The organism is Marinococcus luteus, from assembly GCF_900106595.1.
Lineage (GTDB): Bacteria > Bacillota > Bacilli > Bacillales > Marinococcaceae > Marinococcus > Marinococcus luteus.
The window spans coordinates 125,581-151,111 of sequence record NZ_FNNC01000005.1 but is presented as its reverse complement, the minus strand read 5'-3'; the positions used below and the strand labels follow the sequence as shown (position 1 = coordinate 151,111).

Annotated in this window: 28 protein-coding genes; 8 read left to right on the top strand and 20 right to left on the bottom strand. The window is 47.6% G+C overall.

What is annotated here, in order from left to right; all coding sequences use genetic code 11:
• Nucleotides 1-47 precede the first annotated feature (47 nt).
• The 3 genes from BLV22_RS11345 to BLV22_RS11335 all read right to left on the bottom strand — a co-directional run bounded on the left by BLV22_RS11345 (nt 48) and on the right by BLV22_RS11335 (nt 3,497).
• Entirely contained in the window at nt 48-848 is an 801-nt protein-coding gene (locus BLV22_RS11345; protein WP_091615311.1) for a helix-turn-helix domain-containing protein, read from the bottom strand.
• A 128-nt stretch (nt 849-976) separates the two neighbouring features.
• A complete protein-coding gene (locus BLV22_RS11340; protein ID WP_091615308.1) occupies nt 977-2,029 on the bottom strand; it encodes a 2,3-butanediol dehydrogenase in 1,053 nt (350 codons plus the stop codon).
• Between the two features lie 112 nt (nt 2,030-2,141).
• Complete coding sequence (locus BLV22_RS11335; protein ID WP_091615306.1) at nt 2,142-3,497, bottom strand: aspartate aminotransferase family protein; 1,356 nt, start codon at nt 3,495-3,497, stop codon at nt 2,142-2,144.
• Nucleotides 3,498-3,718: 221 nt separating this feature from the next.
• On the opposite strand from BLV22_RS11335, the gene BLV22_RS11330 reads away from it, so the two are divergent.
• A complete protein-coding gene (locus BLV22_RS11330) occupies nt 3,719-4,771 on the top strand; it encodes an MFS transporter (protein ID WP_091615303.1) in 1,053 nt (350 codons plus the stop codon).
• 27 nt (nt 4,772-4,798) lie between these two features.
• Here the strand turns inward: BLV22_RS11330 and BLV22_RS11325 are convergent, their stop codons facing one another.
• Nucleotides 4,799-5,065: a hypothetical protein gene (locus tag BLV22_RS11325; protein ID WP_143030981.1), complete on the bottom strand. Its 267-nt coding sequence runs from the start codon at nt 5,063-5,065 to the stop codon at nt 4,799-4,801.
• A 400-nt stretch (nt 5,066-5,465) separates the two neighbouring features.
• Between BLV22_RS11325 and BLV22_RS11320 the strand changes: the two genes are divergently transcribed.
• The 5 genes from BLV22_RS11320 to BLV22_RS11300 all read left to right on the top strand — a co-directional run bounded on the left by BLV22_RS11320 (nt 5,466) and on the right by BLV22_RS11300 (nt 11,124).
• Nucleotides 5,466-7,646 carry an ATP-dependent Clp protease ATP-binding subunit gene (locus BLV22_RS11320; protein ID WP_091615623.1) on the top strand — a complete coding sequence of 727 codons (2,181 nt, stop codon included), beginning with the start codon at nt 5,466-5,468 and terminating at the stop codon, nt 7,644-7,646.
• A gap of 472 nt (nt 7,647-8,118) precedes the next feature.
• On the top strand, nt 8,119-9,168 hold the full coding sequence (locus BLV22_RS11315) for an NAD(P)/FAD-dependent oxidoreductase (RefSeq protein WP_091615299.1): 1,050 nt from the start codon (nt 8,119-8,121) through the stop codon (nt 9,166-9,168).
• 63 nt (nt 9,169-9,231) lie between these two features.
• Nucleotides 9,232-9,738 (top strand): GNAT family N-acetyltransferase, encoded by a 507-nt coding sequence (locus BLV22_RS11310; protein ID WP_176967751.1) that lies wholly within the window; start codon nt 9,232-9,234, stop codon nt 9,736-9,738.
• Nucleotides 9,739-9,837: 99 nt separating this feature from the next.
• The gene (locus tag BLV22_RS11305) at nt 9,838-10,152 is read left to right on the top strand and encodes a DUF3817 domain-containing protein (protein WP_091615294.1); all 315 of its coding nucleotides are present in this window, start codon (nt 9,838-9,840) and stop codon (nt 10,150-10,152) included.
• A gap of 144 nt (nt 10,153-10,296) precedes the next feature.
• A complete protein-coding gene (locus BLV22_RS11300; RefSeq protein WP_091615291.1) occupies nt 10,297-11,124 on the top strand; it encodes a DUF368 domain-containing protein in 828 nt (275 codons plus the stop codon).
• Nucleotides 11,125-11,182: 58 nt separating this feature from the next.
• Here BLV22_RS11300 and BLV22_RS11295 read toward each other — a convergent pair whose 3' ends face one another.
• The 9 genes from BLV22_RS11295 to BLV22_RS11255 all read right to left on the bottom strand — a co-directional run bounded on the left by BLV22_RS11295 (nt 11,183) and on the right by BLV22_RS11255 (nt 18,712).
• The gene (locus BLV22_RS11295; RefSeq protein WP_091615289.1) at nt 11,183-11,560 is read right to left on the bottom strand and encodes a DUF423 domain-containing protein; all 378 of its coding nucleotides are present in this window, start codon (nt 11,558-11,560) and stop codon (nt 11,183-11,185) included.
• Nucleotides 11,561-11,579: 19 nt separating this feature from the next.
• Complete coding sequence (locus BLV22_RS11290) at nt 11,580-11,879, bottom strand: DUF5327 family protein (RefSeq protein ID WP_091615286.1); 300 nt, start codon at nt 11,877-11,879, stop codon at nt 11,580-11,582.
• Nucleotides 11,880-12,059: 180 nt separating this feature from the next.
• A complete protein-coding gene (locus BLV22_RS11285) occupies nt 12,060-13,529 on the bottom strand; it encodes a nicotinate phosphoribosyltransferase (protein WP_091615283.1) in 1,470 nt (489 codons plus the stop codon).
• 183 nt (nt 13,530-13,712) lie between these two features.
• Nucleotides 13,713-13,898, bottom strand: a complete 186-nt coding sequence (locus tag BLV22_RS11280) for a hypothetical protein (RefSeq protein ID WP_091615281.1) — start codon at nt 13,896-13,898, stop codon at nt 13,713-13,715.
• 118 nt (nt 13,899-14,016) lie between these two features.
• The gene (locus BLV22_RS11275; protein WP_022792987.1) at nt 14,017-14,274 is read right to left on the bottom strand and encodes a MerR family transcriptional regulator; all 258 of its coding nucleotides are present in this window, start codon (nt 14,272-14,274) and stop codon (nt 14,017-14,019) included.
• Between the two features lie 44 nt (nt 14,275-14,318).
• Complete coding sequence (locus BLV22_RS11270; RefSeq protein ID WP_091615278.1) at nt 14,319-15,026, bottom strand: exonuclease domain-containing protein; 708 nt, start codon at nt 15,024-15,026, stop codon at nt 14,319-14,321.
• On the bottom strand, nt 15,027-16,040 hold the full coding sequence (locus BLV22_RS11265; protein WP_091615275.1) for a DUF294 nucleotidyltransferase-like domain-containing protein: 1,014 nt from the start codon (nt 16,038-16,040) through the stop codon (nt 15,027-15,029). It lies immediately after the preceding gene.
• A gap of 3 nt (nt 16,041-16,043) precedes the next feature.
• Nucleotides 16,044-17,324, bottom strand: a complete 1,281-nt coding sequence (locus tag BLV22_RS11260) for an ammonium transporter (protein WP_091615273.1) — start codon at nt 17,322-17,324, stop codon at nt 16,044-16,046.
• A 338-nt stretch (nt 17,325-17,662) separates the two neighbouring features.
• Nucleotides 17,663-18,712 carry an AbrB family transcriptional regulator gene (locus BLV22_RS11255; protein WP_176967750.1) on the bottom strand — a complete coding sequence of 350 codons (1,050 nt, stop codon included), beginning with the start codon at nt 18,710-18,712 and terminating at the stop codon, nt 17,663-17,665.
• 175 nt (nt 18,713-18,887) lie between these two features.
• Here BLV22_RS11255 and BLV22_RS11250 point away from each other — a divergent pair, with 175 nt between their 5' ends.
• Nucleotides 18,888-19,376: a glutathione peroxidase gene (locus BLV22_RS11250; RefSeq protein WP_091615268.1), complete on the top strand. Its 489-nt coding sequence runs from the start codon at nt 18,888-18,890 to the stop codon at nt 19,374-19,376.
• Between the two features lie 61 nt (nt 19,377-19,437).
• Here BLV22_RS11250 and BLV22_RS11245 read toward each other — a convergent pair whose 3' ends face one another.
• On the bottom strand, nt 19,438-20,280 hold the full coding sequence (locus BLV22_RS11245) for an aldo/keto reductase (protein ID WP_091615266.1): 843 nt from the start codon (nt 20,278-20,280) through the stop codon (nt 19,438-19,440).
• Nucleotides 20,277-20,966: a uracil-DNA glycosylase gene (locus BLV22_RS11240; protein ID WP_091615263.1), complete on the bottom strand. Its 690-nt coding sequence runs from the start codon at nt 20,964-20,966 to the stop codon at nt 20,277-20,279. The genes BLV22_RS11245 and BLV22_RS11240 overlap by 4 nt, the downstream gene beginning before the upstream one ends.
• Before the next feature lie 200 nt (nt 20,967-21,166).
• Between BLV22_RS11240 and BLV22_RS11235 the strand changes: the two genes are divergently transcribed.
• Nucleotides 21,167-21,439 (top strand): DUF4190 domain-containing protein, encoded by a 273-nt coding sequence (locus BLV22_RS11235; RefSeq protein WP_091615260.1) that lies wholly within the window; start codon nt 21,167-21,169, stop codon nt 21,437-21,439.
• 56 nt (nt 21,440-21,495) lie between these two features.
• Here BLV22_RS11235 and rlmH read toward each other — a convergent pair whose 3' ends face one another.
• The 5 genes from rlmH to yycI form a co-directional block, all read right to left on the bottom strand.
• Complete coding sequence (gene rlmH, locus BLV22_RS11230; protein ID WP_091615258.1) at nt 21,496-21,975, bottom strand: 23S rRNA (pseudouridine(1915)-N(3))-methyltransferase RlmH; 480 nt, start codon at nt 21,973-21,975, stop codon at nt 21,496-21,498.
• 63 nt (nt 21,976-22,038) lie between these two features.
• Nucleotides 22,039-22,293 (bottom strand): CxxH/CxxC protein, encoded by a 255-nt coding sequence (locus BLV22_RS15190; protein WP_245724081.1) that lies wholly within the window; start codon nt 22,291-22,293, stop codon nt 22,039-22,041.
• A gap of 33 nt (nt 22,294-22,326) precedes the next feature.
• Nucleotides 22,327-23,568 (bottom strand): S1C family serine protease, encoded by a 1,242-nt coding sequence (locus tag BLV22_RS11220; protein ID WP_091615252.1) that lies wholly within the window; start codon nt 23,566-23,568, stop codon nt 22,327-22,329.
• Between the two features lie 214 nt (nt 23,569-23,782).
• A complete protein-coding gene (locus BLV22_RS11215) occupies nt 23,783-24,577 on the bottom strand; it encodes an MBL fold metallo-hydrolase (protein WP_091615245.1) in 795 nt (264 codons plus the stop codon).
• 18 nt (nt 24,578-24,595) lie between these two features.
• Nucleotides 24,596-25,531 (bottom strand): two-component system regulatory protein YycI, encoded by a 936-nt coding sequence (gene yycI, locus BLV22_RS11210; RefSeq protein ID WP_176967749.1) that lies wholly within the window; start codon nt 25,529-25,531, stop codon nt 24,596-24,598.

Below are 25,531 nucleotides of genomic sequence, written 5' to 3'. Positions count from 1 at the left end.
CTCCTCTTATTAATGATTACCTTCACTATAGCACGGTCGCTTTCACCCTATTTCTTCCCGATTGCGGTCTCAGCCTGGCGTTTTAGAAAATTATTCATCAACAGCGACAATGATATGAGGATGGGAGGATCATCGAGGCGCGGCGGGTATAAATAAACGTCTCTATTTTCTTCTGCAAGGGCTCCGTCTACGTGACACGGCTCTTTTGAGCGTGTGCGAAGTGTGCGATGAGGGATGAGAATATCGGCCGCCTTCATTTTCCAGGCGACCGATGTAGCCATCATGAAATATACTCCCGGCTTCACCCCCCGGATACAGTATTCATCCGACGCCTCGCACAGGGTGCCGTACAATGGCACCCCCTCCGGCATCGGCCGGGGAAAGAGTCCGATTAACACAAACCCTTCAAAAGGCGCTTCACTGTAGATACGGCCTTTGACACATGTTTCCGTCGAAGGAAAAACCGGCTCTGCCCAATGGCGGGCCTTTCTTAACGAGGACAAAGATTCCTCCGTGGCAGCAGCTGATGCACGAAAAACTCCCGGCGTCATTCCTACCCTCGAAGCAAAGCTTGTTGTGAACGTTCCTACGCTCTGCTGGCCGATCTCCATCCCGATGTCCCGTATAGGAAGAGCTGTTTCAAGCAGCAGCTCCTTCGCCCATTGAAGCCGTAGAGCAGACAGGTAATACAGCGGCGGCACCCCGACACTCTTTTTAAACAGACGCGAAAAATGATACGGACTATAGGCAGCCTGCGCGGCCAGGCCGGCAAGATCCATTGGTTCGTGAAGATGTTCATGCATGTACGTAATGGCGTCATGAACAGACGGCAAATATGAGTGTTCCATCACCCAGCCTCCCGCCCTGAAAATTGTTACTGAACACACTCGTGTGCGTTGAGCTTTTCATAGATTACATTATTTACGAAAAAGCCCCTGCCGCATGCATAGGCTCAGGCGGCAGGGACTCTTTTTCGTTATTCTGGTGACACCAGTATTTTAATCTGACTTTTTTCTTTGGATAGTGCTTCAAACCCGTCGGTTACTACATTATCCAGCGGTATTTTTTGTGTAACAAACTGCTCAGCCTGAAAATATCCCTGCTTCATCAAATCCATAACGGCAGGATAAATGTGCCGGTAAGCAATAATTCCAGTCACTGTTCGCTCCTGCAGCAAAATCGTATTCGGCTGTATCGCCGCTTCATTTTCCCAAATGCTGACGATCACTGTTTCTCCTTCAAATGAAGTACTGTTTATGGCCTGAGGAAGTACTTTTGGCACGCCGGTGACTTCAAAAGCGACATCTACGCCGCCACCGCTCAAATGACGGAGTTTTTCAGCCACGTCAGCTTCAGAGGGGTCGACAACCACGGCCCCCAAATTTTCTGCTTTCTGTTTCCGGACTTCCGAAACCTCCACCGCATAAATTGCAGCGGCACCAGCTGCCTTTAAAGCTTCAATAACCAGTAAGCCAATAGGACCGGTGCCAAACACAGCAGCCTTGTCTCCGGCCCGCAGTGTGCTTTGCCGTACAGCATGCAGAGCGACGGCAGCCGGCTCTACAAATGCCCCCTGCTCATAGGAAAGCTCCGCAGGCATCGAGTGGGCCATATGTTCAGCTACGACTGTATACTCGGAAAAACCTCCACCACCTCCGGCCAAACCGTGAAAGCCAAGCTTTTCACAAAGGTTGTATTTATTCTCCAGGCAGGCCTTACACGTCCCGCAGGAGAGAATCGGTTCCACCGCCACCCGGTCTCCCACCTGCACCCGGTTCACTCCCGCTCCAGTCTCCACGACTTCTCCGGCAAATTCATGTCCCATTACAATAGGAGCTTTTTCCCCGCTCAGAGGATGGGGAGAGTCTGCGGGAATAAAAATAGGCCCATCCAAATATTCGTGCAAGTCGCTTCCGCAAAGCCCGCACCATTTCACTTTAATTTTGACGTCTTTGTCTCCCAATACTTCAGGCTCTTTCACGTTTTCGACGCGAATGTCCCGTGCCCCGTACCAGCGTGCTGCCTTCATTGAGCATACACCTCCTGTATTAATTATAACAGAAAGCGCTTTCATTTAGGCTGCAAAATGAAAATCTTTCCATGAAATTGCCCCTGCCTCGAGGCAGGGGCAAGTCTTTATTTTATGCCGGGTGTACTGCAGCTTTTACATGCTTTTTCAGGGTCGTAATGAGCAGCTGAAGATCTTTATCTTCGATGTTCAGCGGCGGGGAAAGGGTTAAAACATTGTTATGGTGCTTGGCAATATCGGATGTTTTGCCGACAATGACTCCGTCTTTCTTGCAGTTTGCAAGAATTTGCTTCACGAGCTTTTCCGGTGCTGCCTTTTTAGTCGTTTTGTCTTCAACAAATTCAATGCCGGCCAGAAGCCCGCGCCCCCGTACCTGACCTACGTGGGAAAGCTCTTCCAGCTCCTTTAATGCCTCCAGGAGCTCCCTGCCTTTTTTCTCCGATCGTTCCACCAGCTTTTCCCGCTCCATTACTTCCAGGTTTTTCACAGCGGCTGCGCAGGCAGCTGGATGGCCCCCGAAAGTATTCACGTGGCGGAAATGGTCGTAGGCTTCACTTCCAGTAAATGCCTGATACATATCCTTTCGCACTGCGGTTACAGACAAAGGCATATATCCGCTCGTTATTCCCTTCGCCATCGTTACAATATCCGGCTTCACGTCTGCGTGCATAAATCCAAAGCGCTTCCCGGTCCGTCCAAAACCACAAATAACTTCATCGCTGATTAAAAGAACGCCGTAGCGGTCACAGATGTCCCGGACCCTTTTCATATAGGAAGCTTCGGGAATCAGCACCCCGCCGCCGGTAATGATTGGTTCCATAATAACCGCCGCGACAGATTCTTCCGCCTCCCATAAAATCGCCTGTTCAATTTCATCTGCACAAGCCAGGCTGTACTCCTCATCGCTCTGGCCTTCCGGCTTCCGGTACGGATCCGGCGGCGTTACATGCACAAACCCCGGCGGCAGCGGCTCGTACCGGTATTTCCGCTGTGTCTGGCCCCCTGCTGCCATTGTGGCGAGTGTGCTCCCGTGGTAGGTGCGGTAGCGGGAAATGGTTTTATAACGGCTGGCTTCACCAATTTGTTGAAAATATTGACGCACCAGCTTCAAAGCAGTTTCATTTGCTTCCGATCCACTGTTGGAAAAAAAGTACATATAGCCGTCGCCGAGCCATTCATCAAGCTTTGCTGTCAATTGCACGGCCGGAGTGTGGCTCTGCGTTAAAGGATAGAATGGAAGCTTCAGCATCTGTTCATAGGCAGCGTCGGCAATTTCTTTTCGCCCGTATCCGACATTTACGCACCAGAGACCGGACATGCCATCAAGGTACTCCTTGCCGTCCACGTCTGTCACCCACGAACCGTCCGCCTTCTCTATAACCATGCCTCCCCCCGGACTGTAAGGTCTCATGGCATGCCAAATGCTTTCCTCATCTCTTTTCTTCATCTCTTCCGGTTCCCAAGTCATCACAGTCACCCTTTCCCTTAAAATGTCAGCGCATACAAAATGCTGTCTATTGTGATCTTCTCACGTCGGCCGTCAAAAGAAAAGACTTAGCGGAAGGGAGTTTGTAGTCAGAGTCCTTGATATTCATGATTTAAAAGCTGCAGGAAACACGTTGATAATATTTCCATATTTAGGTATTATCATTTTTATACTTCATTATTATTGGAAAAGAGAGAGCTGCGTTGACTAAATTCCAGGGACTGCACAAAAACATTAAAATACGTCTTATTACTGATTTTTCTATGGAATTTGTATTGATGGCCATTCTTCCGTTTATGGCGGTATATTTCAGCAGCCACCTCGGAGCCGGTACCGCCGGCCTTTTGCTCGCATTCACTATGGCCGCAGGCATTGGAATTGGTTTATGGACCGGACATTTATCGGACGTCATCGGCCGAAAGCGTATTATCGTTACTGCTCAGGGGCTGCAGGTATTGAGCCTCGGTGTAATGGCAGTGGCAAGCTCTCCCGTATTTGAATCTGTCTGGCTTACATTTGCAGCTTTTCTTATCGCTAACGCTTGTTTTAACGCCGCCGACCCGCCATCCGAAGCGATGATTATCGACTACAGTTCTGAAGCAGAACGCCCCCGGCAGGGCCAGGTGCCGCTCACTATATGGAAGAGGTACGCAGCCGTAATGAAAGACCGCCGCTTTCTTTTCTTTTTAATAGGGACCGTATGTATTGCCAGCCTGGAATTTCAACTGGATAAATACGTGGCCGTGCGTCTGGACGAACAATTTCATATGATGCTGGGCGGGTTTGAACTTACAGGAGTACGAATGTTCAGCCTTATTATGTTTATTAATACCCTCGGCGTCGTATTTTTTACTTTGCCGGTTTCCGCACGGGTTTCGTCCTTGAACTATAAAAAAGTACTGGCTGTCGGCCTCGGCATTTACACCCTTGCCTTCGGCTTTTTTGGGTTCAGCACTTCATTTTTAGTCCTTATACTGGCTGCTGCAGCCTTCACCCTGGGGGAGATCATTTATATTCCTGTCCGCCAGACGATACTCGCCGGCATCGTTCACGATGATTCCCGCGGTTCTTATATGGCAATGGAGTCAATGATGTATAATACCGCTCTTCTTCTCAGCAGTTTTATGCTTACAGCAAGTGCCGTCATTCCTGCTGCAGGAATGTCGACACTGTTCATTCTCCTGGGCGCTGTCGGCTTTATCAGCTACCGGCTCTGCCTTCCATTTAAAAAAAGCGGGAAAGCTTATGCTTCTTGATCCCCGTGCCTTCGAATCATTATCCACTCATTTTTTCGGCCGGTGCAGATGAACTGTCAGCGAAGGGATGTCCACGCGGAGCAGTGTCCACCGGAACAGTTTTACCTTTAACTCTCCGGCCACGGTCACTGCTTCCACCGGATTCCCATTTTCAATTTTTCGCTTTACCTCCACCGGGTGCACGTTTCCGACAGGAAACGTTCTTCTTGGCACCGGCCGGCTTTCTCCAAACAAATGACGAGGTTCTGATAACCTGTACGTCTTTGCGGATGAACGCTTTTCATTGTTTCTCATTTGGCTCCGTCCTTTCTGAACAGCTCTGTTTCTTTTCCTTTCCCTTTTTCCCTGCAAACTTTTCACTGCTTTTATCTTCCCCTAATTCGATATGTTTTATTGGTCAGAAATGTTTAGACTTTCGCAAAAATGTTAATACATTCTTTACCGTTTTTCACACATATTATCCGAGCATATTTCTTGAATTTCTCTTCTCCATTTCCTACTATGTAGGTGTAAATCAATTGGTCAGAGAAAATCAAACTTATCTCTTGCATTATACAGGAAGCGGGTATATAATACTGTTACAAGGTCAAAGATAGTCAAAGTCAATGCAATAATTCTGACCTTACGAAGATGAAAATGAACGATGCACACGTCAATAATATTACTTTAAAATAAGGAGGTTCGGTTCAGTATGATGAGATGTGAACATTGCGAACAGCGTCCAGCACGCATTGAACTGAACATGAATGTTAATGGAAGTCATCAAAAAATGCACCTGTGCGAACGGTGCTATAGAGAAATCCGTCAAAACATGAATCAGCCATCCGGCCAGGGCGGCTTCGGCGGCTCCCAGTCCCCATTTGACCAATTCTTCAACAACATGATGGGCAGCGGAGCAGAACAAGGCTCCAATCAGGAACAGGAACAGGCTCAGTCTGGCGGCGGCCAGGGCGGCGGCCTTCTTGACGATTTAGGTAAAAACCTGTCTGATGTTGCACGTGCCGGACTCATTGACCCAGTCATCGGCCGCGATAAAGAAGTTGAACGAGTCATCGAAACATTGAACCGCCGCAATAAAAATAATCCGGTTCTTATCGGTGAAGCTGGTGTCGGCAAGACAGCCATTGCTGAAGGCCTCGCCCTCCGTATTTCAGAAGGCGAAGTGCCAAACAAGCTGAAAAACAAAAGCATCTACCTGTTGGACGTTACCTCCCTCGTAGCAAATACCGGGGTGCGCGGCCAATTTGAAGAACGCATGAAACAACTGCTGAAAGAGCTGCAGGAGCGCCAGGACGTCATCGTCTTTATTGATGAGGTTCACCAAATCGTTGGCGCAGGTTCGGCAGAAGGTTCTTCGGACGCCGGCAATATCATGAAACCGGCGCTCGCCCGCGGAGAAATTCAACTGATTGGTGCGACTACGCTCGCGGAATACCGCAAAATTGAAAAAGATGCAGCGCTTGAACGCCGCTTTCAGCCGGTCATGGTTAACGAACCAAACCTCGAAGACAGCGTAGCGATCTTAAAGGGTCTGCAGGCGAACTATGAAAAATTCCATCACGTTGCTTTTACCGATGAAGCACTTGAAGCCTGCGTTAATCTATCCAACCGCTATGTACAGGACCGGTTCCTGCCGGACAAAGCAATCGATTTAATGGATGAAGCAGGCTCTAAAATAAATCTCGCTCACAGCGATGATGACAGCGAATCCCTGCAAAGCCGCCTCGAGCAGATTGCTGCAGAAAAAGAGCGTGCTACTCAGCAGGAGGATTATGAACAAGCAGCTAAGCTTCGTGATGAAGAGGCCAAGCTGCATGAGCAGGTTAAGGAAGCCGAACAAAACGGCAATATAAAAAAAGAAACGCCAACCGTTGACGTAGAGACGATCCAGATGATTGTAGAAAATAAAACTGGTATCCCGGTTCGCCGCCTCCAGCGCGATGAACAAAAGAAAATGCGCGACCTGCCTGAACGTCTGAATGCAAATGTTATCGGACAGGAAGAAGCGGTAAGCAAAGTTGCCCGCTCGATTCGCAGAAATCGTGCCGGCCTTCGCCGCGGCAGTCGCCCAATTGGTTCCTTCCTGTTTGTCGGACCGACCGGTGTCGGGAAAACAGAGCTGTCCAAAACACTCGCTTCTGAAATGTTTGGCGATCCTGAAGCAATGATCCGCCTCGACATGAGTGAGTATATGGAAAAACATTCTGTGTCCAAGCTTATCGGTTCACCACCAGGATATGTTGGACACGATGAAGCCGGCCAGCTGACAGAAAAAGTGCGCCGGAAGCCTTACAGCATCATTCTTTTGGACGAAATTGAAAAAGCGCATCCTGATGTGCAGCATATGTTCCTGCAGATCATGGAAGACGGCCGCCTGACTGACAGCCAGGGACGCACGGTCAGCTTTAAGGATACAGTCATCATTATGACTTCAAACGCCGGCTCACAAATGAAGCGCGTGACGGTAGGCTTTGGAGACAAAGACCAGGTAGAACCAAAAATCATGGAATCCCTCAGTGAGTATTTCCGTCCGGAATTCCTGAACCGTTTCGACAGCATTGTAAGCTTCAAAGAACTCGCTCGCGAAGACCTTGTCACCATTGTAGATCTCATGCTCAAAGACATTTTAGAAGCAGCCGGTGAACAGGGACTGAATGTTACCGTGTCTGAAGATGCAAAACGCATGCTGGCCGATCAGGGCTACGATCCTTCGTTCGGTGCCCGCCCTCTTCGCCGGGTAATCGAAGAAAAAGTAGAGGACGGCATTGCTGATCTCATGCTTGAAGAAGAAGATGTGCAAAGCATTACTATCACGGTGAATGACAATGATATCCAGGTAGCCAGTGCACAAACATCCGCCTCCGCTAAAGAATAATTCTCATAAAAGAAAAGCCCTGCGGCAACTGCTGCAGGGCTTTTTTATACTTAAGAACATCTGATATGAACCGCTTACTTATTTTATGTTATCCTTTTCTCAAAATACGCATCAATTAAAGAACCTTTTTCCATTTCTCTTTTTTCTGTACTGTTGCTTTGCCAGAAGGGATGATTGGATGAGAAAAAATATGCTTCGTTTTTTATGGGCATTATTTATACTGCTTACAGGTCTTTTTGTAGCAGCCGGAATTCGAACCGGAGAATGGAAATTCTTTAATTATTTAATTTTCTTACTCGTTTTATTGAGTACAGCGGCGGGCACGTATTATAAGCTCTCTCCCCCGAAGTCCTAAATGTTCCACGTGGAACATTTTTTGTTTGCGAAAGTATTTACCATCTTCCTTTTACTTTTGTACAAAAAGAGCGTACAATGTAATTGATAACGATTATCACTAAAGGAGCTGGACACCTTGTCTGACTTTCACATACATGATGTTACTATTATCGGCGGCGGTCCTGCTGGTTTATACACTGCTTTTTACTGCGGGATGCGGGCGCTCGACACCCATATAATCGAAGCGCAGCCTGATCTGGGCGGAAAAATTCACGCCTACCCTGAAAAAATTGTTTGGGATGTCGGCGGCCTGCCTCCTTCCTCCGGGAAGCAGCTGATGGATCAGCTGGTGGCACAGGCAGAAACCTTCCATCCAGCCATTACTACAAATGAAAAAATTATTCACGTGGAAAAAGACGAAACCGGACTATTTCGCCTTGAAGCAGAGACAGGCGGCATCTATTATTCCCGTGCTGTTATAATCGCTGTCGGCCACGGCATTCTTCATGCCCAAAAGCTCGACATCGAAGGTGCAGAAAAATTTGAGCTCTCGAACCTGCACTATACCGTTCAGCAGCTTGAGCGCTTCCGTGATCAGAAGGTCATGATTTCCGGAGGCGGCAACTCTGCCGTCGATTGGGCTAACGCTCTCTGCCCGATCGCAAGCGAAGTCACCGTCGTGCACCGGCGCGATGAGTTCGGCGGTCATGAACGGCACGTTCAGGAAATGAAAGAATCTGAAGTAAATGTACAGACGCCTTTTGCTCTTTCGGGGCTTCACGGCAACGACGAAGGCACTGCTATCGAAAGGGTGCTCTGCACAAACCTTGAGACGAACGAAAGTATGGAGAAAGAAGTGGATGCTGTCATCGTGAATCACGGTTTCCAGATGGAGTTCGAGCTTCTCGAAAACCTGCAGCTGCAGACAGAAGAAAATAAAATCCTCGTAAACGAGCAGATGAGAACAAATATTGAAGGTTTATTTGCTGCCGGTGATATCACCAATCACCAGGGAAAAGTCCATTTGATTGCCGGCGCGTTTGTGGAAGGTGCTTCGGCTGCGAACAGCGTCAAGCAGTTTCTTGAGCCCGGTGCCGGGGCAAAGGCTATGGTCTCTTCCCACAACGAGCGGTTTGCGGAAAAAAATCAGGAAATTCAAAAGAACCTTCTTTCTAAACAGCTGTAAACGGCCGTTTGAATGCTTTATGGAAACAATGACAGCCATCAATTAATCAAAGAGGTGAAAGCGTTGCGACTCCCCCGCTCCACAGAACGTCTTTCATTTCGTTCTATGCAGCATACAGACCATAGGCTGCTGAAAAACATTTTCCAGGATAAAGACGTCATGCGCTATTACGCCGCGTTAAAATCCGAAAAAGAAATCGACGAGTGGATCCACTGGAATAAAAGTTACTATCTATCGTACGGGGTCGGGATGTGGATGGTGGAAGACCGGCAAACCCAACGCTTTATCGGCCAGTGCGGACTTGTGCCCGAAAAAATAGAAGGCAGCGTTTCTATTGAACTTGGATACCTGTTCACACCGGAGAACTGGGGGTACGGTTATGCGTCCGAATCCGCTGCTGTGGTCAGGGATTTCGCGTTTTATTCACTCGCTATCCCAACGCTTATATCGATCATTGATCCTGAAAACACGCCTTCCATTAAAGTAGCGGAAAATATCGGGATGACTTATCAGCGTCCTGTAAAACGGTGGAACCGTTCTTTCAGCTTATATGCTGCGGCCCGCCCGTGACTCAACTGTCACAATTCGTCCATTGTACCGGATCTTACCCTATGCTATGTTAACGATATATTCTTATCGTGATTTTGACATTAGAAAGGAAGGCCGTGCATGAATTCTCTCCAATCGCTTAGATGGGCCGGTATCATAGAAGGAGTCTCATTTTTGCTTCTGCTCTTTATTGCTATGCCGTTAAAATACGGGGCGGGCTTTGACATGGCTGTCACCGTCGTTGGCGCTGCCCACGGCGGATTGTTCGTCCTGTATGTAGCTATTGCTTTGTTTGTCTGGGTACAGAAACGCTGGCCGTTTCTTCGTATGCTTATTGCCGTCATTGTATCCGTCATCCCGTTTGGCCCGTTTGTGTTTGAACGCAGCCTGCGGCGTGAAGAAAATGAAGAGCTTGAGCCCGGCGCCGTTTTTTAAACCGAACCTTTCGTTCGGTTTTTTTCATGGGCCGCTGACGGCTTATAGTAATTTCTTTCAAAACATGATATAAAGAATTGATGCTGTGAAAAATTTGCAGCTTTTACATAAACCAATTTTGATGAACGAGGAGTCTCGATGTACATGATTGAATGGAAAAATATTTTACGCGGCATGGCCATGGGAGCAAGTGACGTTATCCCGGGCGTAAGCGGCGGCACTCTGGCGTTAATCCTTGGTATTTACTACCGGCTGTTGTCTGCTATAAGCCTGCTTTTTTCACGCCAGTGGAAGCAGCAGCTCGGCTTTTTAATCCCTCTCGGTTTAGGGATGGGGACAGCTATACTGTCACTCGCCCATCTGCTTGAATGGCTGCTTGCCGAACACCCACAGCCGACATTTTTCTTCTTTTTTGGATTAATTCTCGGAACGATTCCTTTTATTTTGTACAAAGTGAATTACAAAACGAATTTTAAAAAGCATCATTACGCCATATTGCTGATCGCAGCTGTGATTGTTCTGCTCTCGGGTCTTTTCCAGGGGGATGAGGAGGCAGCCGTAATTGCCACTGGCAGCGCAGGAAGCTTTGCAACCTTATTTTTCTCAGGATGGCTTGCGAGCACAGCGATGATTCTTCCCGGCATCAGCGGTTCGTTTGTGCTCGTAATAATCGGAGTTTATCAGACCGTGATTAACGCTTTAACAGAGCTGAACCTGCCGGTCCTTTTCACCTTCGGCGTTGGCGTACTCGTAGGGATTTCCATTATGAGTAAGCTGCTGCGTTACCTGCTGCGTGCTCATACTGTCGGAACGTATGCAGTGATTACCGGCCTGCTTCTTGGGTCGCTTTACGTTATATTCCCCGGCTTAAATGACGGCGTGATCGCTTTTATCATCAGTCTGGTGATGTTTGCCACAGGCCTCTTTCTGGCACTTTTCCTCGGCCGGATTGATCGTACCAGAGCAGTGTAATTCCTACAAATAAAAAAGAGAAAGGCCGGCCGCGGTAAAATTCCGCAGCCGGCCTTTTTTAGGCTTTCAGCACATAAATAATTAAACAAATCCACCCGGCAATAAAAGCCACTCCGCCTAAAGGAGTTACAGCCCCAAGCCAGGAGATGCCAGACAGCGACAGCACATACAGGCTTCCGGAAAATAAAACGATTCCCGCAAACAAAAGCCATCCGGCCCATCCCACCAGTGCTGATCCTCCGCCGGTATAAGCTGCTACAGCGCCGATAGCGATCAGCCCCAGGGAATGATACATATGATACTGCGCTCCGGTGTGATACGTTTCAAGCATCCGGTTCGACAGCCGGCTCTCCAGGCCGTGAGCGCCGAACGCCCCAATTCCCACTGCCAAAGCAGCGTTCACTGCACCTAACACAACGAGTACTTTCCACAGCATGCCTAAGTCTCCTTCTTAATTAAAAATCCAGTAAATTACCTTCCGTTGACGGAATTTCTTTTTCCTCCTCAGCTGTTTCCCGGCGCGGCCCTGGTGCTGCAGGTGTTTTTGAAGCAGGAGCCGCTGCTTTAGGCTGCGGAGGTTCTGCAGCCGGGCGCTTCGCTTCCCCGGCCTTTGAAGAAAGCAGAATATCACAGTAGTTTCGAAGCGTTCTTGCATGCTCCTGCAGCGCCCGTTCGTCGCCCTTCTCCCCTTGCTCTGCGAGCTGGAGCAGTTCCTCTTCCATTTTTTCAATCACGGTCTGAACAGATATCTGCATAGGCTCTGCCCTCCCTTTCTCTGCTTCAAAGCATTCACAATTAGAGTCCTGTCAAATTATATCATATGTACAGCCCGCAGCCCTACGTTTCCCTTTATTGTCACGAGACGTTCGCAATTTGCCGGCGCGAAACACAAAAAAACTGCCGAACCGAACAATCCGGCACGGCAGGCAGCTCTTTTACTGACTAAACTCATTTTGAATTTCATGCATCTTCTGCACTTTATTTTCCCAGCATTTCGGGCTTAAATCAACCGGGTATTCTTCAGGATTTAAAGACCGTTTATACTCTTCCCATAAAAGCGGCAGATTTGACTGCATATAGGCCTGGATATCTGCTACGGATGGCAGACTGTATACCAGTTTCCCGTCTTTAAATACTGTTTCATGAAGGTTCACCGCTTTGAAATTCTGCACTTTTTTGCTGATGTACGTATGCACAGGATGAAACATATGCAGCTCCTCCTGCTCGTTTGGCTCTTCATCGGAAAGCGTAATATAATCCCCTTCCGATCGTTTGTTTTCGGTATTTATTATCCGATAAACATTTTTCATGCCCGGCGTAGTCATTTTCTCCAGGTTACCGGATTTTTTTGCTCCGATTTTCATCGTGTCGCGCATTTCGCCGTTATTGTTCTCAATCGCTACAAGCTTGTATACAGCTCCGAGAGCAGGCTGGTCATATCCGGTGATAAGCTTTGTGCCGATGCCCCATGTATCAATTTCTGCTCCCTGGGATTTTAAGTTGGTGATCGTATATTCATCCAGGTCCCCGGAGGCGATAATCTGGGTGTCCGTAAAGCCAGCCTCATCGAGCATTCTTCTTGCTTCTTTGGAGAGATAGGCCAGATCCCCGCTATCAAGACGCACGCCTTTGAAACGAATATTGTCACCCATTTCTTTTGCGACCTTGATAGCATTAGGTACTCCGGAGCGGAGAGTGTCGTAAGTATCCACTAAAAACACACAATCGGTGTGATGCTCGGCATACATTTTAAAGGCTTCATATTCTGTTTCACATGCCTGTACCATGGAATGCGCATGTGTGCCCGCTGTAGGAAGCCCGAATACTTTTCCGGCCCTGACGTTGCTTGTTACTTCAAAGCCGCCCACAAAGGCTGCTCTGCTCCCCCACAGCCCGGCGTCAAGCTCCTGAGCCCGGCGCAGGCCGAAATCCATTGCGCGCCCATTTCCACCCGTCACCTGTTTGATACGGGCTGCTTTTGTAGCAATCAGTGTCTGGTAGTTCACCATGTTTAACAGCGCAGTTTCAATCAGCTGTGCTTCTCCGAGCGGGGCTTCCACTTTGATCATCGGCTCATTGCCAAAGACAAGCTCGCCTTCTTTCATCGCATAAACGCTGCCGGTAAACCGGAGTTCGGCCAAATAGGAAAGAAAATCTTCTCCGTAGCCTGCTTCTTCCCGCAAATAAGTAAGGTCTTCTTCTGTCATCCGGAAGTTTGCCAAAAAATGGACAACTCTTTCCAGCCCGGCAAATACGCCAAACCCATTGCCAAACGGGAGATTCCGAAAATAGAGATCAAATACAGCTTTCCGGGTATGCATGCCGCTCCGCCAATACGTTTCCACCATATTCACCTGATACAAATCCGTATGGAGCGATAAACTGTCATCTTCATAGCGTGTCATTCCAGTCCCCCCTTTAAAATCCTGTTGTCTATAATTCCTTGATCCGTTTTTGCACTACCTGTACTTTTTCACTTCTTCTTTCCATTGAAACCCGTTTCCACCCCGGTCGTATCCCGCGTCCATATACATTTAAAAAAGAGCCCGCCCTAAATCAGGTGCGGACTCTTATACGTCTGTCTGCGTTTACTTCTCTACAAGCTCATAGCCGTAGGCTTCGATCTTCGCGTAGTCTTCTTCGTCAATCACCCAGTACTGGCCATCGTTATTGCGGACAATGACTTCCTTTTCCGATGCGTCTTCACGGGCGTTTTCAAGCTCGTCGAATTTTTTCGCCGGCACTTGAATATCTTCTACTATGATAAATGACATGAATAAAACACCTCCGTTGTTTCGAAAGTGTTCCCGTTCACTTCTTTATTCAAACAGATATAAAGAATTTTTTTTAAAAAGGGACTTTTTTATTAATCCGTATCCCGGTCGTAATTTGTCAACTTGAATTCTTATCACGGACGGAGAGCACGGCTTTGATGCCGGCAATATTTAACCCCTGGTCGATAAGCTCTTTGATTTCCTGACACCGATCAATATCATTCATCGAAAACAGGCGCTGGTTCCCCTGGTTTCGCTCTGGATTGATCAACCCCTGTTCTTCGTAGTAACGGATTTGGCGAGCTGACAATGATGTGATTTCTTGTACCACGCTAATGGGAAAACAAGCAGCGTTACGAGGAATATTACCTTTCACCGCGCCCTCCTCCTTTATAAATTTTTTCAGCCTGCCGTAAGGGGTTACCTCCGGCGGTGGCTGAGATGTGCATATACGTCCTGAAGCGTCTCATAGCCAAGCTCCTGTACCGTCTGGATGGAGCGTGTCCAGAGCTCAGCGGCCATAATGGCATCGCCGAGGGCATTGTGTCTGCCTTTTATCGGAATGTCGTAATAGTTGCAGCAGTCATCGAGCGAACGAAATTCAAAGTCCGGCGCAGCAATACTGAACACAAACGAAGTATCGAGCAGGCGATGCTGAAGGTTTGTCCCCATCGTCCGGTACGTATACTTCTGCAGAAACTTTCGTTCGTGGGAGGCGTGATGGGCTACGAGTATATCTGCCTGGGCAAACTGATAGAACTGCTCGAGCGCCTCGCTGATCGACTGACCGTCTGCTTCCAATTCTTCCGCTGTTAAGCCGGTGACTTCGCTTACCTCCGGAGACACAGCCTCCGGTTCATGAACAAGCGTATAAAAGGCATCGTCCCGAACCAGCCGGTTGTGTTTAATTTTAATAGCTCCCATCGACAATATCTTATCTCCGGCGTCCGCGTTAAAGCCCGAGGTTTCCAGATCAAGGACGGTGACGTTCAGCGAAGACAGCGATTTCTGCAGAGGCTGTTCTGCCTTTACGTCTTTTTGCAGCTGACGCATAAAAGACTGATGCTGGGGATTCGTGGAGTCCAGACCGCCAAATCGACTCGAAATACTGCGCATCCATTGGAACATTTAAAAATCACCCGACTCCATGATTTTTTTTGTATGCTGAAACAAGTGCTTTCCTTCTTTTAATGCAGATTTCAGCTCGGACTTCTGTGTTTTCGAAAGCTGCTGCACCGGCACATAGTGAACGTCTTCATAGGCATGCTGTTTTTTGGAAAATGAAGCCCGCAGCTCCAGCAGATTTTTAAAATGCACGTCCTTGCCCTTCACATAGGAGTGTTTTTCCGACACCTGCCGGATGCGTTCTATCGTGGAGGAAGCATGGATTCCTTCATAGATGGCGAGCAGGCGCAGGGCATGAACGTATGGAAAAAATCCAACATCTTTAATGTGCATCGAGCCTGCGTACTGCCCTTTTTCTTCCGGGAGAAGCTGGCCGAAAGCGTTGAGCCCTTTATGCAGATATGCGGTATTTTCTGATAATCGTTTTAGCACATCGCCCCGGCCGGCCTGCTCGAATACATGCTCCTTTACTTCCTCAAGCAGCTCATCTTCTCCCACAAGCGTCCTGGCATCGATAAAGGTGAGCAGGTGGCGGAACGGCCCCCATTCATCGGCTTCAATCCAGCCGTCCACCTGCTTTTTCCACCCTTCCACTCCGTGGCACCAGCGTTTATGCGAAGCCATGACCAGCCCTTCACAGCGCGGGTATCCAACGATCGCCATTCCTTCACGTATTTCCGCTCCCAGGCCGAGAAAATAATCCTGATGTTCGTCGTCTGTCCCTTCAAAAACAATACCGTGATCCTGATCACTGAACTTCGCCTGTTCCTGTCTTCCTGCGCTTCCCATAAGAAAAAAAGCAAAGTGAGCAGGAAGATCTCCCCGCTCACTCTGATGATGATGAACAGCAAGAGTAACCGTTTCTGAAATCCACGTATCGTGGGCTTCATTAAGCTTTACTGGCTCTCCCGCCAAATCGTCCATCTTCTCTTCTTTGTCTTTTTTTATTTCTTCATAGCTCTTAAAGGAAGGTTCTGCTGAAAATCCCTGTGTTTGTGAGAATGAAGAATTCGACATATTTTATGCTCCTGTTCTTTCTGAAGAATTGCCATTGGTAGGCTGCACGTTTTCCGGATAGCCGTATGCACCGTGCTCACTCATATCAAGACCCATGATTTCTTCTTCTTCCGATACGCGAAGTCCGCCGATAATCGATTTCGTAATTAAGAGCAGAATGTACGAAGCAATAAATGCAAACAGCCCGCACGCTACTACACTGATAATTTGTACACCAAGCTGGGTTAATCCGCCGCCGTAGAACAACCCGGCACGGCCGCCGTTCATTTCAGCAAGCTGTGGTGTGGCAAAGAAGCCGGTTGAAATTGTTCCCCAGGCACCCGCCATACCGTGCACTGAAAGGGCGAAAATCGGATCGTCGATGTTGCGTTTTTCGAAGAAACGAACGCTGAAGAAGCAGATCATACCGCCGATTGCGCCGATAACTACAGAAGCCCAAGGAGCTACAAATGCGCAGGAAGCGGTAATTGCTACAAGCCCTGCAAGTGCTCCGTTAAGCATGCTTGGTACGTCTGCTTTCCCAAGCACTGCCCAGGCAATCAGAAGTGCTGCAAAAGCACCCGCTGCAGCTGCAAGCTGCGTGTTCATAGAAACGTAACCAAAGAATCCGTCTGCTACACCAAATGTACTGGCACCGTTAAAGCCGAACCAGCCGACCCACAGCAGAAGCACACCTAAAGCAGTGAATACCTGGTTGTGACCTGGAAGATTGTTGACCGAACCGTCTTTATTGTATTTCCCAATACGCGGTTTAAGTAAAATCGTTGCCGCAAGAGCACCCATTGCACCAGTGAGGTGGACTACTGTGGAACCGGCAAAGTCCTGTTTGCCAAGACCGGAAATCCAGCCGCCGCCCCAGATCCAGTGTGCAACTAGCGGGTATACAATAGCAGAGAATAAAATGGCGAATACTACGTAAGCAGCAAGCTTTGCACGTTCAGCGAAGCCGCCAAAAGCAATCGTAAGGGCAATCGCTGCAAACGCCAGCTGGAAGATAAAGTCGATGGCAGGCGTTAAACCGTCTGCAGTGCTGGCATCCCCGTAAAAGAAGTTCGAAAGTCCAATAATGCCTCCGACATCGTTACCATAGATAAAACCGTACCCGACAGCCCAGAAGACAAGTGAGGAAATTCCCAGTGTAAAGATCGTCTTTCCTGCAATGTGACCCGCGTTTTTCATCCGGGTCGAACCTGCTTCCAATAGAATAAATCCACCCTGCATAAGAATAACTAAAATAAATCCAATCATAACCCAAAGGTTATCAAGCAATACTATCGGATCCACGTTTTTTCCCCCTCTGTTATTATCGTGCAAGACTCATGTGAACTTAGTTAACATCTTGCGTTAAATAGTATTTTACCGTTTAAATTTTCAGAATCTAGTATTGTGTAAGATAATCTAACACAAAAATATCCTCTTTATGTATTAAAAATTCGAAAGACCAGTGATATATAAGGGGTTCAAAAGATTTACTTTTTTACGAATTATTTTTGTTCCTCCAATTTTTGAAAGCGTTATCGTAAAATGGAAGCCTTTTTTATTCTTGCTCCAGCGTTTTCCCGCTCAAAAAAAAGACGATAAAATCAATTATCGTCCCAACTGTTTATTTCTATTCAGTTCTGCTACACCGACTGTTTTTGAATCAGCTTCTGCAGCAGGCGCACAAAAAATGGCAGGCAGATAAATAAAACGAGCACCCTTATAATATGAAGACTCGACACAAGAGTCGGTTCAAGATTTAAGGCAATTGCTGTACTGCTCATTTCCGCCGCTCCTGCCGGAACTGTGCTAAGCAGACTCGTTACATATGAAAGACCTGTCGCGGCGTGAAACATCAGAGCGAGCAGCAGGCTGAAAATGAAGTAAAACCCAAGAAGCACCGCACTCGGCCGTCCGATCTCTTTCAATTTGTAAAATGTCGGACGGTCGAAGCGAATACCGACCATCGCCCCGAGCAGCGCCTGGCCGCTTCCACCGATGACAGACGGGAGTCCATTGTCTATTGTCACCACCCAGTGGCCAGCTATAAATCCAATAATTAACCCATAAAATAACGTTCCCGCCGGCACTTTATACAAATAATAAAGCAGGACCGTCACTACAACGCAAATGCCGAACACTCCCATTACGGCAGGGGAGACTTCGGACACCGCCGGTCCGGCACTTCCTATCGAGCCAATGTCTGCCGGTGTCGTTAGACCGATAAAAATTGGTACTGTTAACACAAACAGCGTTATTCGCGTAGTGTGAAATGCGGCAACCATACGGTTATCCGCTCCGTAATCGCTGCTTAAGCCGATCACCTCCGAAGCCCCACCCGGCACACAGCAAAAATAAGCCGTCAGCGGATCCAGGTCCGTCCAGCGGTTCATCAGCCAGCCGAGACCAGCACCGAGTGCCATCGTTAAGCTGAGCGTAAGGATCAGCGGAAAAATATACTGTCCCAGAAGAGCAAAGATGCCGGGTTCCATCATAAAACCAATGTTGCAGCCAATCAGGGCAAGAACGGTGCGGAATGGCCAGCCATCAAAGACGAGCCGTTTGTATGCCATCCCGCAGACAATCCCTGTCACGAGCCCGCCGAGCAGCCATCCAGCCGGGAGCTGTAAATAGGAAAATAAACTGCCTGTTAATACGGCAGCTGCCAATAAGAGAAGTTTTGTCCGCTTCATCATAATGCCTTCTTTCCTCATTCATCCATATCGGTTATTATTATAGCATCCTGATGAAATTGAAAAACCTTCCCGCTATTTCCTGCATTAATTGCATTTTATTCACAGCATGAGTGTTTAAGCAGAAATTGCGAAGGTTATACGAAAAGTATCATTTGCTCAAAGGAGGAAACATATGACTGCCGGCATTTACAACATCGAGGCCGTTCAGGCCGATGGCACAGAAAAAACGCTGAACGAGTACCATGGAGAAGTCCTGCTGATTGTCAACACTGCTTCAGAATGCGGCTTCACTCCGCAGTACGAAGAATTGGAGGAGCTGTATCAACGCTACAAAAACCGCGGCTTTCAGGTGCTGGGCTTTCCTTCGAATGACTTTGGCGGCCAGGAACCGGACACTATTGAAAATATCACGGAATTCTGCGAAACCAATTACGGGGTCAGCTTCGATATTTTTGATAAGGTCCATGCCAAAGGGAACGAAAAGCATCCGCTGTTTGACTGGCTCCTGGAGCAGAGCAACCCGGGTCGTGAGATCGAATGGAATTTTGAAAAGTTTCTTGTTTCCCGCCGCGGCGAAGTTCTCGGCAGCTTCAAAAGCAGCACAAAGCCAACCGATCCGCAAATAACGGGCATGATTGAAACAGGCCTTCAACAATCTTAAAGAAGGTGGGTAAACATAAAAAAGCAGCCGGCATAGCGAATATGCCGGCTGCTTTATTTCGTTATTTTGTCGTTGACGCATAATCGAACTCATCCGGGTGCAGACCGTAACGGGCGTTTTCATTCATGCCGTTGATCGTATCCATATCTTTCGTATCGAGTTCAAAATCGAACACTTCTGCATTGGAGCGGATCCGTTCGGCTGTAACAGACTTAGGAATAGATACAACCTTGTTTTGAAGTGCCCACCGCACCAGAACCTGTGCCGGCGTTTTGCCGTGCTTGTCAGCAATTTCTTTCACCGCATCGTGGTCAAGAAGGTCGCCCTTGCCAAGCGGTCTCCAGCCTTCAAGCTGAATATCATGGCTTTGGCAGTATTCTAACAGGGCTTTTTGGAAAAGACGCGGATGAAACTCCACCTGGTTCACCATCGGCGTAATTTCTGCTGTTTTCAACAGTTCTTCGAGGTGCTGGTCGGTAAAGTTACTGACACCTATTGCACGCACTTTGCCGTCTTTATACAGCTTCTCGAGGGCTCCCCAGGTTTCCTTGAACTTTCCGGGAACCGGCCAATGAATTAAATAAAGATCCACTACATCGACGCCGAGTTTTTTACGGGAGCGTTCAAAGGCTTCCAGCGCTTCGTCGAATCCGTGTTCATTGTTCCACAGCTTTGTGGTAATAAACAATTCATCACGCGGCACACCGCTTTCCTGAATCGCTTCACCGACGCTTTCTTCGTTGTCATAAAAAGAAGCGGTGTCGATGGAACGGTAACCTGCCTGCACGGCAGTTAAAACGGCATTTTTTACTTCTTCGCCTTTTTCTGCCTGATAGACGCCAAGGCCCAGCCATGGCATTTTTACTCCGTTTGCTAAGGTTGTTACAGATGTTTGGATACTCATGTATGATCTTCCTCCTCTGTTGGAATACACCAGTCAATTTCCGGACGCCCGGCTTCTTTTAAAAACTGGTTTGTTTTTGAAAACGGGCGGCTTCCGAAGAATCCTTTATTGGCCGAAAACGGACTCGGGTGTGGTGATTTAATAACTAGATGGTGTTCATTTGTAATAAGCTCTTCTTTTGCCTGAGCATGGCGCCCCCACAAAATAAAGACAACTGGATACTCTTTTTCGTTTGTCTGCCGGATTACTTCATTTGTGAAGGTTTCCCATCCTTTTCCTTTGTGCGAATTCGCTTCCCCTTTTCGCACCGTAAGTACCGTATTCAGCAGAAGCACTCCCTGCTTTGCCCAGGAAACCAGAGACCCGTGACTCGGTTTTTCACAGCCCAGATCTTCTTCCAGCTCTGCGTGAATGTTTTTCAGCGATGGTGGCATGGAAACATCCGGGTTTACTGAAAAACTTAATCCATGGGCCTGCTTTGGCCCGTGGTAGGGGTCCTGACCGAGAATCACGACTTTTGTATTCTCGTATCCTGTATAATGCAGCGCGTTAAAAATGTCGTGCATATCAGGATATACGGTCTTTTCCTGGTATTCCTTTTTTAAAAATTCCCGCAGCTCCTGGTAATACTCTTTATCGAATTCCTTTTCGAGCACAGGAGCCCAGTCATTCTGCAGAATTTCCATAGCCGCGTCGACTCCTTCGCCTGCTGATTTCTTTTACTGTATGCTCTAAATCCTTAATATCCTTTTTTTAGAAAGATCAAACGTAAGCAGCCCGGGAATTGTCAACAGAATGCCACTCCTGTTCATTGTTTTTGCTTCATGGCCGCGTTACGATGAAAAAGACGAAAATGTGATTTGGCATAGTGAAGGAGCGGCAGCCCATGAATGAAACTGATACACCGGCAACACAGCGAAGAAGCCTTAAAGCCATCATTTCTTTAGTACTCGGTTTTGATGCATTCATTTTTCTTGTAATTCTTTTTCCTTTCAGCCTGATTTTCGGCATTATTGGGCTGTGGACCGGTCTTAAAGCACTAAAGGACATTAAGAACTATCATTACCGCGGCAGAAAAGCAGCTTTGGCTGGAGTCATTTTCAGCTTAATCGGAATCATAGTAGGAGCTATTATTACGTTAAATGTATTTGTACTGTGAGAAAAGTCTCGGCGCTTTTAGGTGTAAAAACCCTAAGAGCGCTTTTTACATTCCTTTTATTTATGATACGGACTCCCCGCATTAATCTGTACGGCACGGTAGATCTGCTCTGCAAGCATCAGGCGTATTAATTGGTGGGGAAAGGTTAATGCGGAAAATGACCATTTAAAATCAGCCCGTTTTAATACTTCCCCTGACAGACCGAGCGAGCCACCAATGACAAAAACGATTGTACTCGTTCCCTGGACGGCCAGCTCCTGGAAGGTTGCAGCAAGCTGTTCAGAAGAAATCATTCTGCCTCCCGGATCGAGCGCAATAACGTATCCCCGTTCGGGAACCTTTTTGAGAATGCGTTCACCCTCTGTATTCTTTACCTGCTCATTTTCCTTCTCACTGGCCTGATCCGGTGTTTTTTCATCCTTTACTTCAACAATTTCCAATGAGCCCTGTCTGGTCAGTCTTTTTTTATATTCTGCGATTCCTTCATTGATAAAAGTTTCTTTGCATTTACCAACAGCAATAATTAATATATTCACAGGTCTTTTCCCTCCAGCTTATTTTTCCACAGAAATTATCCACATATTCACAAGTGAACGAGCCTAAATTGATACGGTACATTCTGCTTCCTTTGAGCAACACTCACAGGGTGTGGATATTTTTTGGTTTTCATCCACAAACTTATCCACATCCGGAGCTTTGCCTTCTCCATTTTCCACTGCGTCATCCAACGCTTCTTCTATATGTTCTTTACAGCAGTATATCAAGGGTTTGTCCTTCTTCCTGTATACAATTTTTTCAGCGTCTATTGTAGCATATATTTTCTTCACTTCGATTATCTCTATATTTATCCACAAAAAAGGACCTTCAATGGAAGGCCCTTAATTGATTTATTCACCTGTAGATGCCGTCTGTGTTAATTCTATCTCCGTTGTCTGTTCTTCCCCGTTCCGGTAATACGTTATAGTAACTGTATCTCCGATCTCAGTACTGTTATAGAGATAATTCCTGAGGTCACTGCCTCCCTGCACTTCTTCGCCGTCAATTTGAGTGATCACATCGTTTTGTTCAAGTCCTGCCTCCTGCGCATCAGAATTTGGCTGGACCTGGGTTACGTATACTCCGTGATCCACGTCTTCAGGCAGTCCCAGTTCCTCTGTCCAGTTATAACTCGATAGTTCAGAAATAGATTGAATAGCTACACCAAGCTGCGGACGTTCTACTTCACCGTCTTCTTCTAAATCTTCAATGATCGGCACTGCCACTGATGTGGGAATCGAAAACCCGATGCCTTCCACCGAAGACTGGGCAATTTTCATGGAATTAATTCCAATTACCTGACCGGAACTATTAACTAAAGGCCCGCCACTGTTGCCCGGGTTAATCGCTGCATCTGTCTGCATGACATCTGCTTCCCAGTCATCCTGTCCGTCTCCGTCGTAATCCACCGGAATACTACGGTCCTTCGCACTAATGATTCCTTCTGTCACCGTTCGTGACAGATCGGTGCCGAGCGGATTCCCGATAGCGATTGCCTGATCGCCTACCTGCAGGTCATCGGAGCTGCCAAAATCAGCTACGGTCTCCACCGGTCCGCCGTCTACTTTTAACACGGCCAGATCGGTGTAAGGATCAGTACCGACAATCTCTGCTTCAAGCCGGGTATCGTCCTCTAAGCTGATTTCCACAGAGTTTGCCCCTTCCACCACGTGGTTGTTGGTAACAATAAACGCTGAGCCGTTTTCTTTTTTATAAATGACGCCGGAGCCGGTTCCCTGTTCGACGGATTCTCCGTCCTGCTCCCCGTTGCCCTGAATGCCGGTGTTTTCTGCCTGAACCTGATTAAACACTCCGACTACAGCTCCGGAAACTTCGTTTGCCGCTGCTGTCACCGTACCAGCTTCTGCACTGACTTCTTCCGTGGAGACGTCGGAACCGTTGTCCGATAAATCCGCCGTCCCGTCAATCGTTTCATTATTTTCTCCTAAAACCGAATCATATATAAACGGTGCCGACACTGTCATTACCCCCGCACCGATAATTGCCCCCACAAAGCCTGCAATACCTACGTTTCTGCGACTTTTCTTATGCTTTTGACTTTCCTTTCTTGCATGATCATCATAATAACCCATGTTCCGACACTTCCTTTTTTCATAAGATACCGGGGCTTTCTCCAGTGCTTTTGACACATATTGAAATAAAGACCCTTTATCATACCCGTCTCGGGTGCCGGGATGTATGTTTATTGTACGAAGAAAAAGCACAACCCGTCTAGTAAAAGGGCGTGCTTTTGATAATTTTTTACGTTTATAGAGAATACCCCGCAGGTGTACCAAATATTTTTGTTCAAAGCGCGTGCAGGCTTGTTGGAAGGAACGGATCCGTATCGTAAAGATGAAACGTATGGCCTATTCCTGTTTCCTCTTCTTCGAGTACCTGCTTTACTGTCATCCGTGCCAGGTCCTTCATGTTATTGTCCCGGCTCAAATGCGCGAGATAGATTCTGCTCGTCCGTTCTCCGACAATATCAGCGAGCGCATAAGCGGAATCTTCATTCGACACGTGCCCGGAATCGCCCAGGATTCGTTTTTTAACATTCCAGGGATAGCGGCCCATACGCAGCAGGTTAATGTCATGGTTTGATTCAAAAATGTACGCATCGGCATTTTTTACCGTGCCTTTGATCTGGTCGCTGACGTAGCCCATATCTGTGGCAAGCGCCAGCTTTTTGCCTTCATGGTGAAACACAAAAAACATGGGATCCGCTGCATCGTGCGAAACGTGGAACGGCTCAAGCTCTATATTGCCAAATGCTTCCGGACGGTTTCGGTCAAGGTGAAATTTCTGTTCAAGAGGCACCTTGCCGATAAGTCCTTCCATGGCCTGCCATGTTTTTAAATTGGCATAAACCGGCAGCTGGTATTTCCGGCTTAAGACCCCGACGCTTTTAATATGGTCACTGTGTTCGTGGGTAACTATCAGCGCGTCCAGCGCTGCCGGGTCCACGCCGATCGCATGTAAATTTTCCACTATTTTTTTGCCGCTCAAGCCTGCATCAATCAACAGACGCTGCTCCCCGGTCTGTACGTATATAGCATTGCCTGTACTGCCGCTGGCAAGTACGCTGAACTGCAGTGTCATTCTATCCTCCTGCTTTCCCTATTCATTAGCCGGCGCTTCTTCCCCGTTTTCCGCTGATCCATTTTCTTCAGCATCTTCTTCCGGGTCAGAGTCATTTTCCGGCACTTCCGGTTCGACCATGATGTCCTCTTCGCCGTTATCCTCCATTACCTGCTCCCATGATTGAACGCGCTGGGTTCTGGCATTCACCAAGTACCTTGATTCTCCGTTCACTTCCACAATATACATCGGTGTATATAAATAAACGTTTTCTCCCTGAGGCGTCACCTGGTTGAAGTAACCAACACTCACATCGCTCACCGTGTCATTTGTCTGCAGAATACCGTTGCTCGGGTTCCCCAGGGCTTCGATAGCATCCTCTGCCGGAATGGTGCTTTCTGCCGGAGTGGCGTCGAGCTCAAAATATGACTGGCGGAAGCCGACAATTTCGTTCTGATCGTTAAACACCAGCTCAAGCTGGGAGGATGTTTCCGGTTTATAAATTTGTTTATCATCAAATGTCTGGTAATAGTACTGCCTGTTTAATTCTTCATCCATCTGGCCCTGCTCATAGTCATCTGCACTCCAGACATAATCATTTAAAAAGGCAGCCAGATCCTCGTTCCGGTTATCCTCAGATATTTCCACCGGTTCCTCGAGCGTGGCGCTCATTCCGATCAGTCGTTCGTTGGATATATACGTAATATCATTAATATTTGAGTTGTCTTCTACCTTTTGGGAGCGGCCGCCGCTTTCAAAATCCACATAGCTTGCTTCAAGGTGAAGCTGCTCAATCTGTTCCGGTAAATCGTCTTCATTAAAACCATAAAGGCGCTGCTCTGCTTCTTCCCCATCCGTTTGAGAAGCAGAGCTTTCCTGGTATTCAATCTGCTGTTCTAAATAGCTGTAACACAGAAACGTATTAAGAAGCAGGAAAACAATAATAAAAATGGTCTTTGTTCTCGCCCAGTCCAT

What these genes read in the sequence shown, in the direction of transcription:
- BLV22_RS11270 (WP_091615278.1), bottom strand. Translation starts at nt 15,026, where the DNA reads ATGTTCCAATGGATGCGCAGTATTTCGAGTCGATTTGGCGGTCTGGAC.
- BLV22_RS11305 (WP_091615294.1), top strand. Translation starts at nt 9,838, where the DNA reads ATGAATTCTCTCCAATCGCTTAGATGGGCCGGTATCATAGAAGGAGTC.
- BLV22_RS11340 (WP_091615308.1), bottom strand. Translation starts at nt 2,029, where the DNA reads ATGAAGGCAGCACGCTGGTACGGGGCACGGGACATTCGCGTCGAAAAC.
- BLV22_RS11320 (WP_091615623.1), top strand. Translation starts at nt 5,466, where the DNA reads ATGAGATGTGAACATTGCGAACAGCGTCCAGCACGCATTGAACTGAAC.
- BLV22_RS11220 (WP_091615252.1), bottom strand. Translation starts at nt 23,568, where the DNA reads ATGGGTTATTATGATGATCATGCAAGAAAGGAAAGTCAAAAGCATAAG.
- BLV22_RS11335 (WP_091615306.1), bottom strand. Translation starts at nt 3,497, where the DNA reads ATGACTTGGGAACCGGAAGAGATGAAGAAAAGAGATGAGGAAAGCATT.
- BLV22_RS11250 (WP_091615268.1), top strand. Translation starts at nt 18,888, where the DNA reads ATGACTGCCGGCATTTACAACATCGAGGCCGTTCAGGCCGATGGCACA.
- BLV22_RS11255 (WP_176967750.1), bottom strand. Translation starts at nt 18,712, where the DNA reads ATGAAGCGGACAAAACTTCTCTTATTGGCAGCTGCCGTATTAACAGGC.
- BLV22_RS11215 (WP_091615245.1), bottom strand. Translation starts at nt 24,577, where the DNA reads ATGACACTGCAGTTCAGCGTACTTGCCAGCGGCAGTACAGGCAATGCT.
- yycI (WP_176967749.1), bottom strand. Translation starts at nt 25,531, where the DNA reads ATGGACTGGGCGAGAACAAAGACCATTTTTATTATTGTTTTCCTGCTT.
- BLV22_RS11290 (WP_091615286.1), bottom strand. Translation starts at nt 11,879, where the DNA reads ATGCAGATATCTGTTCAGACCGTGATTGAAAAAATGGAAGAGGAACTG.
- BLV22_RS11245 (WP_091615266.1), bottom strand. Translation starts at nt 20,280, where the DNA reads ATGAGTATCCAAACATCTGTAACAACCTTAGCAAACGGAGTAAAAATG.
- BLV22_RS11240 (WP_091615263.1), bottom strand. Translation starts at nt 20,966, where the DNA reads ATGGAAATTCTGCAGAATGACTGGGCTCCTGTGCTCGAAAAGGAATTC.
- BLV22_RS11325 (WP_143030981.1), bottom strand. Translation starts at nt 5,065, where the DNA reads ATGAGAAACAATGAAAAGCGTTCATCCGCAAAGACGTACAGGTTATCA.
- BLV22_RS11285 (WP_091615283.1), bottom strand. Translation starts at nt 13,529, where the DNA reads ATGACACGCTATGAAGATGACAGTTTATCGCTCCATACGGATTTGTAT.
- BLV22_RS11345 (WP_091615311.1), bottom strand. Translation starts at nt 848, where the DNA reads ATGGAACACTCATATTTGCCGTCTGTTCATGACGCCATTACGTACATG.
- BLV22_RS11235 (WP_091615260.1), top strand. Translation starts at nt 21,167, where the DNA reads ATGAATGAAACTGATACACCGGCAACACAGCGAAGAAGCCTTAAAGCC.
- BLV22_RS11295 (WP_091615289.1), bottom strand. Translation starts at nt 11,560, where the DNA reads ATGCTGTGGAAAGTACTCGTTGTGTTAGGTGCAGTGAACGCTGCTTTG.
- BLV22_RS11265 (WP_091615275.1), bottom strand. Translation starts at nt 16,040, where the DNA reads ATGTCGAATTCTTCATTCTCACAAACACAGGGATTTTCAGCAGAACCT.
- BLV22_RS11300 (WP_091615291.1), top strand. Translation starts at nt 10,297, where the DNA reads ATGATTGAATGGAAAAATATTTTACGCGGCATGGCCATGGGAGCAAGT.
- BLV22_RS11280 (WP_091615281.1), bottom strand. Translation starts at nt 13,898, where the DNA reads ATGTCATTTATCATAGTAGAAGATATTCAAGTGCCGGCGAAAAAATTC.